At 71.1% G+C, this 14,661-nt stretch carries 11 protein-coding genes; 3 read left to right on the top strand and 8 right to left on the bottom strand.

Annotated elements, in window-relative coordinates; genetic code table 11:
• The 5 genes from DEJ09_RS04625 to DEJ09_RS04605 form a co-directional block, all read right to left on the bottom strand.
• Nucleotides 1–977: GNAT family N-acetyltransferase (locus DEJ09_RS04625; protein ID WP_146245668.1), on the bottom strand; the 977-nt coding region annotated here is incomplete at its 3' end.
• Nucleotides 974–2,398: a lysine N(6)-hydroxylase/L-ornithine N(5)-oxygenase family protein gene (locus DEJ09_RS04620; protein WP_111087762.1), complete on the bottom strand. Its 1,425-nt coding sequence runs from the start codon at nt 2,396–2,398 to the stop codon at nt 974–976. The genes DEJ09_RS04625 and DEJ09_RS04620, both read right to left, overlap by 4 nt.
• The gene (locus tag DEJ09_RS04615; RefSeq protein ID WP_111087761.1) at nt 2,395–3,819 is read right to left on the bottom strand and encodes a pyridoxal-dependent decarboxylase; all 1,425 of its coding nucleotides are present in this window, start codon (nt 3,817–3,819) and stop codon (nt 2,395–2,397) included. Before DEJ09_RS04615 ends, DEJ09_RS04620 begins: the two co-directional genes overlap by 4 nt.
• 141 nt (nt 3,820–3,960) lie before the next feature.
• Nucleotides 3,961–5,940, bottom strand: coding sequence for a LamG-like jellyroll fold domain-containing protein (locus tag DEJ09_RS04610; protein ID WP_111087760.1), 1,980 nt, complete (start codon nt 5,938–5,940; stop codon nt 3,961–3,963).
• Nucleotides 5,941–6,039: 99 nt separating this feature from the next.
• Nucleotides 6,040–8,487, bottom strand: coding sequence for an ATP-dependent helicase (locus DEJ09_RS04605; RefSeq protein ID WP_111087759.1), 2,448 nt, complete (start codon nt 8,485–8,487; stop codon nt 6,040–6,042).
• A gap of 57 nt (nt 8,488–8,544) precedes the next feature.
• On the opposite strand from DEJ09_RS04605, the gene DEJ09_RS04600 reads away from it, so the two are divergent.
• The gene (locus tag DEJ09_RS04600) at nt 8,545–9,213 is read left to right on the top strand and encodes a hypothetical protein (RefSeq protein WP_111087758.1); all 669 of its coding nucleotides are present in this window, start codon (nt 8,545–8,547) and stop codon (nt 9,211–9,213) included.
• Here DEJ09_RS04600 and DEJ09_RS04595 read toward each other — a convergent pair.
• Nucleotides 9,178–10,200, bottom strand: coding sequence for a glycerophosphodiester phosphodiesterase family protein (locus DEJ09_RS04595; protein ID WP_111087757.1), 1,023 nt, complete (start codon nt 10,198–10,200; stop codon nt 9,178–9,180). The two genes, DEJ09_RS04600 and DEJ09_RS04595, sit on opposite strands and share 36 nt — an antisense overlap.
• A 106-nt stretch (nt 10,201–10,306) precedes the next feature.
• Here DEJ09_RS04595 and DEJ09_RS04590 point away from each other — a divergent pair, with 106 nt between their 5' ends.
• Together DEJ09_RS04590 and DEJ09_RS04585 are read left to right on the top strand one after the other, a co-directional pair.
• Nucleotides 10,307–11,299, top strand: a complete 993-nt coding sequence (locus tag DEJ09_RS04590; protein ID WP_111087756.1) for a DUF817 domain-containing protein — start codon at nt 10,307–10,309, stop codon at nt 11,297–11,299.
• A 31-nt stretch (nt 11,300–11,330) separates the two neighbouring features.
• Entirely contained in the window at nt 11,331–12,203 is an 873-nt protein-coding gene (locus DEJ09_RS04585; protein WP_111087755.1) for a Bax inhibitor-1/YccA family protein, read from the top strand.
• Nucleotides 12,204–12,629: 426 nt separating this feature from the next.
• Here the strand turns inward: DEJ09_RS04585 and guaA are convergent, their stop codons facing one another.
• Both guaA and DEJ09_RS04575 read right to left on the bottom strand, forming a co-directional pair.
• Nucleotides 12,630–14,210: a glutamine-hydrolyzing GMP synthase gene (gene guaA / locus DEJ09_RS04580; protein ID WP_027466690.1), complete on the bottom strand. Its 1,581-nt coding sequence runs from the start codon at nt 14,208–14,210 to the stop codon at nt 12,630–12,632.
• A complete protein-coding gene (locus DEJ09_RS04575) occupies nt 14,207–14,653 on the bottom strand; it encodes a DUF3817 domain-containing protein (RefSeq protein WP_017885467.1) in 447 nt (148 codons plus the stop codon). Before DEJ09_RS04575 ends, guaA begins: the two co-directional genes overlap by 4 nt.
• Nucleotides 14,654–14,661: the final 8 nt, after the last annotated feature.

Genomic DNA, 14,661 nt, shown 5'->3' with positions numbered 1-14,661 from the left:
CGTGCCAGCTGCCCAGCCGACGGCCCGCCCCGCCGGTGCTTCGCCGCGGCACTCGCCAGCGTCGACGAGATCTCCTCCAGGTACGTGCCGAGCAACTCGTCGGGGATCCCGAGCACCTCGTGCAGTTCGAGCACGAGCTCCTGCGCGCTGAGCGGCGCCGGCGCCCCCGCACGGGTCCGCGTCAGCGAGGCCTCGTCCATCGACCAGTGCTCGAGCACGTGCTGCCGCGCCCGGAACCGGTAGGTCGACTCCCCCGCCTCGAGCCGCCACCCGTCCCCGTCCGGCACGGGAGCGATCAGCCGTTCGTGGGTGAACTCCGCGATCGTCTTCGCGACGAGGTGCCGTTCGGCGGGCTCCAGGTGCTCGGGCCGCAGGTGCGCGGCCGGCCCGTCGTCATCGGGAACGCCGATGCGATCGGTGTCGAGCACCGACAGCAGGGCCCGCTTGCCGTCGACGTCCACCTGTCGCAGGGCGCGGAACCCGACCTCGGCGTTCTTCGCCTGCACGGCGGCGTTCCGCACGTCCGGTTCGACGACGACCCGGCGCGCGCCGAGGGCGTCCCGGCAGTGCTCGACGACGGCACGCATCACCGCGCTGGTCAGGCCGTGCACACGACGGTCAGCGGGCGCCGGCGCGACGAGCAGGTGCATGCCGACGTCGCCGGGTTCGGCCGCCCACACGTCGGTGAGCAGGACGGCGGAGGGGTCGTAGGTCTCCGCCAGGAAGCACGGCTCGCCGTTCCGGCGGCCGAGCCACGCTGCCTGCGCGGGGTCCGCCTGCACGCCGGCCAGGTAGGCACGCACGGCGTCCACGTCGAGGTCGCCCATCTCCCACCACGACGACGCCGGGTGGGCGAGCCACGACTGCACGACGGCGGCGTCGCGTTCCGGGTCCACGGGTTCGACGGTCAGGAGGCCCGGCTCGGCTCCCCCGGGCGCGGTCGCGTCCGGCGCGGTGGTGGTCACGGTCGTGCTCATGCGGAGACCTCCGTGCGCTCGGTCGCGGGGCGGGCCGGCGCGCGCTCCGCGGCGCGGTCGTGCGCGGTGGACGGCGCTGCTGTTGACTGCCACGAGGCGGGCAGGCCGAACTCCTGGAAGGCGATCCGGGCCTCCAGGCCGTACACGGGGCGACCCGTGACGGACCGGATGATCGACGCGTTCCGCCACGCACCCATGCCGAGGTCGGGCGCGGTCAGGCCGTGCGTGTGCTCCTCGGCGTTCTGCACCCAGATGCGTCCGCCCAGGGTGTCGACGTGGTGGTCGCGGGCGACGGCCAGGCGCCCGCGTGAGTCGCGGGCGACGAGGTGCTCGACCGGGTCGAGGAACCGCGGGACCCGCGGGGTGTACCCGGTGGCCAGCACCAGCTGCTCGACCTCGTGCTCGTACGTCTGGTCGAGCTGCTCGTGGCGGAGCGTCAGCCGGTAGGTGCCGCGGTCGGCGAGCCAGGCGGCGTCCACGACGCTCGTCTCGGTCCGGAGCGTCGTCGGGACGGGGCCGCGCGCACTGATCCGGTAGAGCTGGTCGTACAGGTCGTCGACCAGGTCCGCGCTGATGCCCTTGTACAGGCCGCGCTGTTCCCGCCCCAGGCGATCGCGGACGGCTTCGGGCAGCCCGTGGAAGTGGTCCGTGTACTCCGGGCTCGTCATCTCGAGGGTGAGCTTGGTGTCCTCCATCGGGAAGAACCGGGGCGAACGCGTGATCCAGTCGAGGCGGTAGCCGTCCTGCCGGATGTCCTCGAGCAGTTCGCGGTAGACCTCGGCGGCGGACTGCCCGCTGCCGACGACCGCGATCGACCCGGCGTCGCGCAGGGCGTCGCGGTTCGGCAGGAACTCGGCGGAGTGGACCGCCGGTCCGCCGATCCCACGCAGCGGGGCGGGGACGGACGGCTCGGTGCCGATCCCCACGACGACGTGGTGTGCGCGGTACGTCTCGGGACCCTGATCGGTCTCGGCGTGCACCGTGAACGTGTCGGTGACCGGGTCGTGCTCGACGGCCGTCACCCGGCGGCCCCACCGCAGGGTGTCGAGCCGGTCGGCGGCCCAGCGGCAGTAGGCGTCGTACTCGCTGCGCAGGGGGTGGAAGTCCTCGCGGATGTAGAACGGGTACAGGCGCCCGGTCTCCTTGAGCCACGCGAGGAACGAGAACGGCGAGGTCGGGTCGGCCATCGTCACCAGGTCGGCGAGGAACGGTACCTGGATCGTGGCGTCGTCGAGCATCATGCCGTGGTGCCAGGCGAAGCCGTCGGCGGCGTCGAGGAACACCGCGTCGAGGTCGGCGATCGGGTCCGTCAGGCAGGCGAGGCCGAGGTTGAACGGGCCGATGCCGATGCCGACGACGTCGTGCACGGCGGGATCGGCGGTGGCGCGGGTGCGGTCGGCGGCGGTGCGGTCGGCGGTCATCGGTTCGCTCCCTCGGTCTCGGTGGTGGCGGCTCGGACGCGCGCGGCCGTCGCGACGACGTGCTCCAGCGACGCGCGCATCTGCTCCGGCGTCGTCTCCGGGTTGAGCAGCGTGAGCTTGTTGCACGGCCGGCCGTCGATGACCGTCTTGGCGATGAGTACCCGGCCCTCGGCGAGCAGGGCCGAGCGGATCGGGGCGACCAGTGCGTCGGCGGCATCGTCGGTCATGCCGGCGGGCTGCCAGCGGAACAGCACCGTGCTGAGCTGCGTCGGCGCGACGAGCACCAGGTCCGGGTGCTCCTCGACGATCCGGTGGGTGGCCACGGCGAGGTCGATGACGGCGTCGAACGCGGCCCCGATCGCGTCGGCACCGGTCGCCCGCAGGGTGGCCCAGAGCTTCAGGGCGTCGAACCGACGGGTGGTCTGCAGCGACTTGTCGACCTGGTTCGGCTCGGCGGCGTCCTCCGGGTTCAGGTAGTCGGCGTACCAGGCGGTGCGGCGCAGGTCCTCCGGGCGCTGCACGAGCAGGGCGCTCGACGACACCGGCTGGAAGAACGACTTGTGCAGGTCGGCGGTCACGCTCCGGGCCCGTTCGACGCCGTCGAGCAGGTGCCGCCGGGTCGGGGACACGAGCAGACCGCAGCCGTACGCGGCGTCGACGTGCAGCCACACTCCCTCCAGATCACAGACGTCCGCGATCGGCTCGAGCGGGTCGATGACCCCGCGGTCGGTGGTGCCGGCGGTGGCGACGACGGCCATCGGCGTCTGCCCGGCTGCGCGGGCGGCGGCGATCGCCTCGGCGAGGGCGGCGGGCACCATCCGGCCGGCGTGGTCGGTGGCGACGGCGACCACGGCCTCCAGCCCGAGCAGCCGTGCCGACTTCGCGATGCTGAAGTGGGTCTCCGCGGTCGTGAACACGGTGCCGCTGCTGCCGAGGGCCTCGCGCGCCAGCAGCAGGGCCTGCAGGTTCGACTGCGAGCCGCCCGAGGTGAAGATGCCGTCCCCCGCGGCGAACCCGATCCGACCGGCGAGCCAGGCGACGACGTGCCGCTCGATCTCGGTGCCGATGCGGGACTGGTCCCAGGTGTCGACCGACGGGTTCACGGCGGCCAGGACCGACTCGGCGGCGACCGCGGGCAGCGCGACCGGGCAGTTCAGGTGCGCGAGGTACGCCGGGTCGTGGAACCAGACGGCCTCGCGGACGAACAGCTCGTCGAGTTCGGCGAGTGCGCGGTCCGTCCCGAGGGGTTCGGCGTCGAGGTCGACGTCCTGCACCTGGGCCCGGAGGACCTCGGGAGCGGTGTCGGTCGTCGGACGGTCGGCGGCGGCGAAGCGGTCGGCCAGACGGTCCACCGTGGACGTCACGGCGGAGCGGTAGCGCTCGGCGGTGGCGGTGGTCAGGAGTTCGATGGGAGGTGTCACGTTAGGTAAGGCTAACCTCACTAACCGTCATCGTGCCACCCGAACGAGGGGCGCGCCGAACGGCCGGGCGTGTCAGACGCCCGTCTGCCGGGCAGCCCGAGCCCCCACCCACCGCGCGGGTCAGGCGTCCGCCGCCGGACGTCAGGCGTTCATGAACTCGCTCGGCTGCAGTGCCCGGCCGACGATGCGCACGTCGCCGATCGACCCGACGAACACGTTGTCGAGCTTGTCGCCGTAGCGGTACCCACCGAGCAGCCACGGCTTCCCGATCGTGCTGAGACCGCGGTTCTGGGTGGATGGGTTGCGCACGACCGGGCACCCGTCGACGTACAGCACGGTGTGCGTCCCGTCGTTCACCACGGCCACGTGCCACCAGGCGCCGAGCGGCAACTCGTGCCCCCAGTTCGTCAGCGATCCGTCCTGGCTCGTCGGGTACACGCACCACTGCAGTTCGCGGTCCCCCGACAGGCTCAGCGTCATCGCGGGTTCGTCCGGGTCACCGTCGGCTCCGGTCGCCTTCCCCACCTGGCCGGCGCTCGAGTACTGCGACAGCAGGGCGCTGAACCCGTTCGCACTCGGGTCGAACGTGGTCGGCAGCACGAAGAACGCCTCGACCGTGTAGCCCCGGGGGAAGTGGGTCCGGTTGAGCGGTGCCGTGTCGACGGTCTGCAGGTGGTCGCCGCCGGTCTTGCCGCCCTGCAGCGCGAGGCTGCCGGCGCCCGGCTGGTCGGGGTGGTGCGCCGCCGTCCAGCGCAGCGCCCCTGCGACGGCACCGGTCCGCCGGGCGACCACCAGGTCGTTGCCCTTGCCGCTCTGGTCGCGCACCCGCGTCGTCGGCGCGAGCGCCGCCCCGTCCGGGTTGCCGTCGAACCGCCAGTACGCGAGCGTCCCCGGCACCAGCATGCGTGCCGCCGGCCGGGAGGCCCGTGGTGCGACCGGCGCGAACCCCGCGAAACGCGCGTCGAAGTCCACGGCCATGGTGAAGCGGTCGACGTCGCCGCTGAGCGCGGTCTCCTGGGCTGCGAGTTCGTTCGCGTCGCCGAGACCGCCGGCGAGCAGGAAGGGCGACAGCGTCTCGACGTCGATGACGTTCCGCTCGAGGTCGACGTGGTACAGCCGGATCATGGCCGCCCCGCCGTAGTAGCGGTTCTGGTAGTTGGTCAGGTGGAGTGCGACGTCGTGCCCCACGGCGTTCTTCACCGTCGTGCGGCCCGGCCCCCAGTAGTGCCCGTTGAGCGTCAGGAAGACCTGGTCGTGCTTCGTGATGAAGGAGTCCCAGAGCTGCTGCCCGTAGGGGTCGAACGCCGCCCCGCCGCTGGCGTCCGAGTCGACGAGGGCGTGCGTCGTGAGGATGACCGGAGCGTGCGGCCGGGCGGCGAGCACGGAGCTGGCCCAGGCGAGCCCGCTCGCGCTCGTCCGCCAGTCGAGTGCCAGGACGACCCACTCGCGGCCGGCCGCGGTGAACCGGTGGGCGGTGTTGTAGCCGTCGGGGCTCGAACCGATCCAGCCAGGGGCCTTCCGGAACCGCTGCGGACCGAACACGTCGAGGTACGGGGTGCGGCCGCGCTGGTCGTCGGTCGAGGAGTCGACGTCGTGGTTGCCGGCGAGCACGCTGTAGGGCGCCCCGGCTCGGTCGAGCACGTCGAAGACCGCACCGGATGCGCGCATCTCGGACGCCGCACCGTTCTGGGTCAGGTCGCCGAGGTGGACGAGGAACACCGTGTTGTGCCGGGCCTGCTCGCGGACGACGTACTCGAGCGAGGCGCGCATCGGTGCCTGGTCGACCGCGGCGCCGTCGAACATGTACTGCGTGTCCGGCATCACCGCGACGGTGAAGCGTGGCGAGGTCGTGTCCGGGCGCCACCGTCCGGTGTGGCCGCGCACCACGGCTGCCTGCGCGGCCGCGGCCGATCCGCCGAGCGCTGCCGGAGCCGCAGCGGGTGCCGCGGTCAGCGCGTCGGCGACGGCCGGGGCGCTGCCGAAGCCGTTCGACGCCACGAGACCGGCGGCACCGGCGAGTCCGGACCCGACCAGGAAGCCCCGGCGGGAGACCGGGATGCGCTTGCTGCGCTCTCCGGCGTGGTCGTTGGCGTCGTCGCGGTCGTCAGGGCTGTTCTGCACAGCACCGCACCGTACGGATCGCGGGGGAACGCCCCGGGGCCGTTCCGTGAACTCCAGACCGGCCGCGGCTGCCGGTTCGGTGTGGACCGGTGAGGGCTCCTACAGCTTCTCGATCGGGGCGATCTTGATGAGGAGCTTCTTGCGGCCCGCGGAGTCGAACGCGATCTCGGCGATGCGCTTGGCGCCCTGCCCCGTCACCGCGGACACCGTTCCCTCGCCGAAGTCGACGTGCTTGATGCGGTCGCCGGCGACGAGTTCCATGTCGCCGTTGTCGCGCACCTGCCCGGACACCCGGTTCGCCCACTCGGTCTTCGGACGGGTCTTCGAGGCAGCCGCTGCGCGGTCGTACGAGCCGCCGCCCCAGCCACCACCACCGCGGTAGCCACCGCCACCGCCACCGCCGCCGAAGCCGCCGTCACGCTTGGCGTTCAGGGCGCGGGGCTGCGTGCCACCGCGGCTGTTCGCCATGCCCGGGGACTGCTTCCACTCGATGAGCCCCTCGGGGATCTCCTGCAGGAAGCGCGACGGCATCGCCACGTTGACGTCGCCGAACTGGGCACGGGTCATCGCGAGGGACAGGAACAGGACCTTCTTGGCGCGGGTGATGCCCACGTAGAACAGCCGGCGCTCTTCCGACGGACCGCCGGGCTCGTTGGCGGACATCCGGTGTGGGAGCAGGTCCTCCTCGACGCCGGTCAGGAACACCGCGTCGTACTCCAGGCCCTTCGCGGTGTGCAGCGTCATCAGCGACACCGTGCCCGACGAGTCGTCGAGCTCGTCCGCCGCGGCGACCAGCGAGACCTCGGTCAGGAAGTCCGACAGCGTGCCCTCGGGGTTGTTCTTCTGGAACTCACGCGTCACGGCCACGAGCTCGTCGATGTTGTCGGCACGGGCGGCGTCCTGCGCGTCGGGCGACTTCCGCAGGTTGTCGAGCAGCCCGGAGCCGTCGAGCAGCTGCGTCAGCGTGTCGACCACCGGCTGCGTCGGGGCCTTCTCGGACACGGCGTCGAGCAGTGCCGCGAACTCCGTGATGGCGTTGCGCACCTTCGGCCCGAACCCGAGCTCGCCCGCGTGCCGCAGGGCGTCGCGCATGGTGGTCTCGTGCTCGTCGGCGTAGCGCTGCAGCGTGGTCTCGGTGACCGAGCCGATGCCGCGCTTGGGCACGTTGAGGATGCGGCGCAGGGCCATCGGGTCGGCCGGGTTGGCGACCGTGATCAGGTACGCCATGGCGTCCTTGATCTCGGCACGCTCGTAGAACTTCGTGCCGCCGAGCACCCGGTACGGGATCGCCGCACGGATGAAGATCTCCTCCAGCGCACGGGTCTGCGAGTTGGTCCGGTAGAACACCGCCATGTCGCGGTAGTCCATGCCGTCTTCACGCAGGCGCTGGATCTCGTCGGCGACGAACTGCGCCTCGTCGTGGCCGGTGTACCCGGTGAAGCCGACGATCTTCTCGCCGGCACCGACGTCGGTGAACAGGCTCTTCGCCTGGCGGTCGAAGTTGTTCGCGATGACCGAGTTCGCCGCGTCGAGGATGTTCTGCGTCGAGCGGTAGTTCTGCTCGAGCAGGATCGTCTTGGAGTTCGGGAAGTCCCGCTCGAACTCGACGATGTTGCGGATGTCCGCCCCGCGGAAGGCGTAGATGGACTGGTCGGAGTCACCGACCACCGTCAGGGACGCGGGGGCGATCGAGCCGTCGGTCTCGCGCATCCGGGCGACGTGCTGGCCGGAGTCCTCGAGCTTGTCGACCTGTTCGACCGGCACCGGGCGGGTGAGCTCGCGGATCAGGGCGTACTGGGCGTGGTTCGTGTCCTGGTACTCGTCGACCAGGATGTACCGGAAGCGGCGCTGGTACAGGGCGGCGACGTCCGGGAAGGCCCGGAACAGGAACACCGTCTGCCCGATGAGGTCGTCGAAGTCGAACGCGTTCGCCCGGCGGAGTTCGTTCGTGTAGCGCCGGAACACCTCGGTGAACATGACCTCCTGCGGGTCGTTCACGTTGATGTTGCGCGCGTAGGTGTCGATGTCCTGCAGCTCGTTCTTGAGCTTCGAGATCTTCGACGCCGCGGCGCCGACGGTCAGCCCGAGGGAGTCGGCCTCGAGCTCCTTGATGATCCGCTTCAGCAGCGCCTTGGAGTCGGCGGAGTCGTAGATCGTGAACGACTGCGGGAACCCGAACCGCTCGGCTTCGCGCCGCAGGATGCGCACGCACGCTGAGTGGAACGTGGAGATCCACATCCCCTCGGCCTCGCCACCGACCAGGGCCCGGACGCGCTCGCGCATCTCGGCGGCGGCCTTGTTCGTGAACGTGATCGCCAGGATCTGCGACGGCCAGGCTTCGCGGTTGGCGAGCAGCAGCGCGATGCGGCGGGTGAGCACGCTCGTCTTGCCGGAACCGGCGCCGGCAACGATCAGCAGGGACTCGCCGCGGTACTCGACGGCTTCCTTCTGCTGGGGGTTCAGACCCGCGGTGAACGGGTCTTCGTACGCGCGGGCACCGGCGCCCGGCTCGGGCGTCGATTCGAAGGGGTCGAGCACGATCGTCATGTTCGGGACATTCTAGGCGAGACCCCCGACAGCGACCTCGTGCGGCAGGATGGCGCCGTGGCGATCACACCGGACCGACCTGACGTCTTCGTGCTCCCTGCGACGTCGGCCGCGATCCCCACCACCCAGGACGTCCTCTGCATCCTGCCTCCGGACGGGCGTGACGACCCCGCCGCGATCATCGAGAGCCGTCGGGCCCGTGCTCAGCGGTCTCGACAGGACACGGCGGGGTGCCTGGTCCCGCTGTCGGTCGACCTGGTCGCCGCTGGGCTGTGCCTGGCCGCACTCGGGGCCCTCGCTGCGTCGACGTTCCCGAGGAGTGCCCGGCTCCTCGTCGCCGTCGTGGTGTTCCTCGTCGTCTCGTCCGCCGTCGCGGTCCTCGTCGATCGACGGCAACGGCGACCGCCACCGGTGCAGCCCCTCCCGGTGACACCGATCGACCCTCGGGTCGCCCGTCTCGCGCCCGGGGACCTGCCCGCGGCCGAGGTCATCCGCGCCTCGGGAGTCCTGCAGTCGCTCGACCGTGCTCGCGCCGACCTCCGGAAGGGCGAACACGACGCCGACCTGACGGACGCGCAACGGACGGTCTCGCCCGGCGACCGGAGCTCGTGGTTCTACCGGCCCGAGGACCTGGCCGGGCTCCGCGCCGCTGCCACGTCCGCACGCGAGGAGGCCCTCGAGGCCCTCCGGTCAGCCGGCATCCCGCTCGAGGCGTTCGAGGACTGACCGGGCACGCACCGCCAGGTCGGGATGGTCGGCGAACACCCCGTCCAGTCCGGTGCGGATCACGGACGTGAACCACCGCTCCCAGTCGCCGAACGCCGCGACGTCGCCACCACGACGCAGCGGCGACGGCAGGAACCGGTTCTCCGGCCGGAGGGTCCACGTGTAGACGGCGAGCCCGGCGGCGTGAGCGCGGTCGACGATCGCGCTGCGCACCGGCGTCGGGTCGTCGAGCGCGACGCTGTCGACACCGGCCATCAGGGTGCCGATGTCGACGCTGATGCCGTGGAACTCGGTCGCGAACGACGCGAGCGCGTCCTCGGAACGCTCGGCGGCGTAGGTGGGGGCGAGCGACCCGTGGGACGCGACCTCGTCCGCGGCGCTGCCACGGGCCTCCTGGAGGTACACGAGCCGACCACCGGTCCCCCGCTCGCGCAGGTCCCGCAGCACGCCCTTCTCGAAGCTCTCCACCGTGAGCCGCTCGTCCTGCCGCCACCCGGCCTCGCCGAGCGCGGCGTCGACGAGTGCACCCATCGGGAACCCGGCACGGTCGAAGTATGCGGCGTGCTTCACCTCGGCGACGAGCCCGACCGGGCGGGGCGCCGCGTCGAGGATCGCGAGCAGGTCGACGAGCCGCAGGATCGGCTGCGCACCGTCGTGCTCGGCCGATCCCGGCCGCAGCACCGGCAGGCGCTCGCGGGTGCGGAGCGTCTGCAGCTCGGCCCACGTGAAGTCCTCGGTGAACCAGCCGGTCAGGGTCTGGCCGTCGACGGTCTTCGTCGTGCGCAGGTGCCGGAACTCGGGGTGGTCGGCGATGTCCGTGGTGCCCGAGACCTCGTTCTCGTGCCGGAGCACCAGCACGCCGTCCTTCGTGGGCACCAGGTCCGGTTCGATCGCGTCGGCGCCGAGTTCGATCGCGAGCTCGTACGCGCTCCGCGAGTGCTCGGGACGGTAGCCGGACGCACCGCGGTGGGCGATCACGAGGGTCATGGCGCGACCCTACTGGCCGCGGGTGACCAGCGGGGCACCTGTGTCGCGGGACACACGCGTCGCTCCGAGGCCCGTCGTTCCCAGCGACGACGCCGACCATCACCGCATGACCGTCCGTTCGCTCTCCACCGCCGTCGAGGCCCGGATCGACCGGGCCGCACGCCGTCTGCTCGACGCCGGGCACCAGCCGCACCGGCCCGTCCGGGTGTTCGTCACCGAGTTCCTGGTGTTCGGCGCGAAGCAGGCCTGGGCGTGCGCGTTCGGGGCGCTGCTGCTCGCGACCATGGCGGTGGTGCACCTGACCGTGCCCGCGGCGATGCGGAACGACGTCCTGACGATCGCGGCCGTGCTGCTGCAGGTCGGGATGCTCGTGTTCGGGCTCGAGACCGTGCGGGAGCTCCGGGTCGTCCTGCTGTTCCACGTCGTCGGGACCGCGATGGAGGTGTTCAAGACCCACATGGGCTCGTGGACCTACGAGTCGAGTGGGCTGTTCGTCGTCGCCGGGGTGCCGCTGTTCTCGGGGTTCATGTACGGCGCCGTCGGGTCGTACATGGTGCGGGTCTACCGGCTGTTCGACCTGCGGTTCGACCGGTACCCGCGGCAGTGGCTGCTGGCGGTCGTGGCGGGCGGGAACTACCTGAACTTCTTCGGCCACCACTTCGTCGCCGACGCCCGGTACGTGCTGCTCGCGCTCGTGCTCGCCCGCACGACCATGCACGTTCGGATCCACCGGGCGACGCTGCGGATGCCCGTGCTCGTGGCGATGGCCCTCGTCGCGGTGTTCATCTGGGCGGCGGAGAACGTCGCGACCTGGGCCGGGGCGTGGAGCTACCCGGCGCAGCTCGCGGTGTGGCAGCCGGTGGCGCCGACGAAGATCGTGGCGTGGTTCCTGCTCATGACGATCTCGGTCGCGCTCGTCACGTGGCTCTACCCGGCGCTGCCGTCGGGACGGGCGCGCTCGACGGGCTCGACGGGCTCTCGACGTCCTCGGGGCGCGCGTGCAGCGGGCGACCCTAGGCTTCCCTCGACGGAGCCCGCTGGGCCCGCGTCCGCTCGCCGCGAATCCTCAGCCTTCCGCGACCGAGCGCCCCTAGGCTGAGAGGACTCGAATCTCCTAGGAAGAGGACACCATGGCCTTCAAGCCCGGTTTCGACCAGTCCCCCGCCTTCAACGCACAGGGGGCAAACACCTGGGGCGGGCGCGGTGCTGGTCAGCAGCAGGCCGGCTGGGGACAGACCCCGCAGCAGGCCCAGGGCGGCATGACCCCCGAGCAGCTGCAGTACATGTACGACCGTCCGACTGCGTCCCCGGTGGACACCGACCGCATGTCGTACGAAGACACCATCGTCAAGACGCTGCTCGCGTTCGGCGTGCTCGTCGTCGGCGCGGTGGCCGGTTGGAACCTGCCGCCGGTCGTCTGGATCGTCGGCGCGCTCGTCGGGTTCGTCCTGGCGCTCGTCAACACCTTCAAGAAGAAGCCGTCGCCGGGTCTGATCCTGACGTACGCGTTCTTCGAGGGGCTGTTCGTCGGCGGTATCTCGAACTACTTCCAGACAGCGTTCCCCAAGGCCGACGGCATCGTCGCGCAAGCCGTGTTCGGGACGCTCGGTGTGTTCTTCGTCACCCTGCTCCTGTTCCGCTCGGGCAAGGTCCGCGCGACCCCGAAGGCCACGCGCTTCTTCCTGATCGCCATGGTCGGGTACATGGCGTTCTCCCTCGTCAACCTGGTCCTGATGTGGACCGGCGTGACGCAGAGCGCGTTCGGCCTGATGGGCGTGACGCTCTTCGGCATCCCGCTCGGCGTCCTCATCGGCGTGTTCGTCGTGCTGATGGCCGCGTACTCGCTGATCCTCGACTTCGACCAGATCAAGACGGGTGTCGAGCGCGGGGCACCCCGCATCTACGCCTGGACCGCGGCGTTCGGCCTGATCGTGACGCTCGTCTGGCTGTACCTCGAGATCCTGCGCATCCTCGCCATCATCGCGAGCAGTTCGCGCAACTAGTACCACCGCACACACGAAGGGCCCCGGCGCTGCCGGGGCCCTTCGCCGTTCCCGGGCCGGTGGAGCGAGAGCGGCAGCGGTCCCAGTGGTCACAACACCCCGCCGAACGCCCGCCGAGTGGTCACGAAGTGTCGTCCGGGCCGGGGCCAGCCGACAGTTCGTGACCCCTCGGCACCGGGCCCGCGGGGTGTCGTGACCACTCGACGGCCCCGGCAGCACCCACGCCCACAACTCCAGCCGCCCGAGGTCGCACAACACGCCGCACGCGCAGCGCCCGGGTCGCGCGGACTGCCGTCACACGTCCCGGCAGACGGCAGTTCGTGCGCCTCCGGCACCGACCCCGGCACCGACTCGCGCGCCGCCCCCGGACGCACGAAGGCCCGGCACGCGTGACGCGTACCGGGCCTTCCGTTGCTCAGGGGAGCCCTACTCCCACTCGATCGTCCCCGGCGGCTTCGACGTGACGTCGAGCACGACCCGGTTGACGTCGGGCACCTCGTTCGTGATGCGGTTCGAGATCTTCGCGAGGGTGTCGTACGGCAGACGCGTCCAGTCGGCGGTCATGGCGTCCTCGGACGAGACCGGACGGAGCACGATCGGGTGCCCGTAGGTCCGGCCGTCGCCCTGCACGCCCACGGAGCGAACGTCGGCGAGCAGTACGACCGGGCACTGCCAGATCTCCTGGTCGAGACCGGCCGCGGTGAGCTCTTCGCGGGCGATCTTGTCGGCCGCGCGGAGCAGTTCGAGCCGCTCCTTCGTGACCTCGCCGACGATGCGGATGCCCAGGCCAGGGCCGGGGAACGGCTGGCGACCGACGATGACCTCGGGCAGCCCGAGCTCGCGGCCGACCGCACGGACCTCGTCCTTGAACAGGGTGCGCAGCGGCTCGACGAGCTCGAACGTCATGTCCTCGGGCAGGCCGCCGACGTTGTGGTGCGACTTGATGTTCGCGGTACCCGCTCCGCCGCCGGACTCGACGACGTCGGGGTAGAGCGTGCCCTGCACGAGGAACTTGACCTCGGCATCGGAGTCGGAAGCCTGGGCCTCGAGCACGAGTGCCTCGGCTGCGCCCTCGAAGGTGCGGATGAACTCGCGCCCGATGATCTTGCGCTTCTGCTCGGGGTCGCTCACGCCAGCGAGGGCGTCGAGGAACTGCTGCTCGGCGTCGATCGTGATGAGCCGGACACCGGTGGAGGCGACGTAGTCCTCTTCCACCTGCTTCCGCTCGTCGGCACGCAGGAGCCCGTGGTCCACGAAGACGCAGGTCAGCTGGTCGCCGACGGCCTTGTGCACCAGGGCTGCGGCGACGGCGGAGTCCACACCACCGGAGAGCCCGGCGATGACCCGCGCGGAACCGACCTGCTCGCGGATGCGGGCGACCTGCTCCTCGATGACGTTGCTGGAGTTCCAGTCGCCGGGCAGGCCCGCGGCACGGTGCAGGAAGTTCTCGAGCACGGCCTGGCCGTACACGGAGTGCTTCACCTCGGGGTGCCACTGCACGCCGTAGAGCTTGCGCTCGTCGGACGCGAACGCCGCGACGGGCGTCGACGCGCTCGAGGCGAGCACCTCGAAGCCGGCCGGTGCCTTGGCCACGGAGTCGCCGTGCGACATCCACGTCACCTGGTCCGCCGGCTGGTCGCCGAGCAGCGTGCTGGTGCCGGGGGCGAGCGTCACGTCGGTGGCGCCGTACTCGCGCAGCCCGGTGTTCGCGACCTCGCCACCGAGGGCGGTCGCCATGGCCTGGAAGCCGTAGCAGATGCCGAGCACGGGGACGCCGAGGTCGAGGATGTCACCGTCGAGGGACGGCGCGCCTTCTTCGTACACGGACGACGGACCACCGGACAGCACGATGGCCGCCGGGTCCTTGGCGCGGATCTCGTCCGCAGTGATGGAGTGCGGCACGATCTCGCTGTAGACGTTCGCTTCACGGACCCGACGCGCGATGAGCTGCGCGTACTGGGCCCCGAAGTCGACGACGAGGACGGGACGCTGTTCGGTCTCGCTCACCGAGCGGCCTCCTTCTCACGCTGCTGGGCAGCGATCAGCTCGTGGTAGGTGTCCATGGCCCGCTGCTGCATGCGGTGTTCGACCACGAAGGACATGAACGGGATGATGCCCCCGAGGGCGATGAGCAGGAAGCGCGACGGCCTCCAGCGCATGATGCTCCACAGACGGAAGTCCGTGAAGAGGTAGAGCACGTACAGCCAGCCGTGGGCGATGAGGATCGCGATCGACAGGTTGAACGTGCCCGGGGTCTCGCCCGCCGTGCCGTTGGGCACGAAGAACGGACCGTTGCCGAGCTGCATCTCGAGCTGCAGCGGCGTGTACTTGATGATGACCTCGACCACCAGGGCGAGCAGCAGCACACCGGTGATGTACGCCGAGACGCGGTACCACTTCACCGCCCCCGGGATCTTGGGGATGTCACGGGTTCGGACGGTCAGGGCCATGCCGGCAA

The sequence above is a fragment of the Curtobacterium sp. MCLR17_055 genome (assembly GCF_003234305.1).
Lineage (GTDB): Bacteria > Actinomycetota > Actinomycetes > Actinomycetales > Microbacteriaceae > Curtobacterium > Curtobacterium flaccumfaciens.
This window is presented reverse-complemented; position numbering and strand designations above follow the sequence as displayed.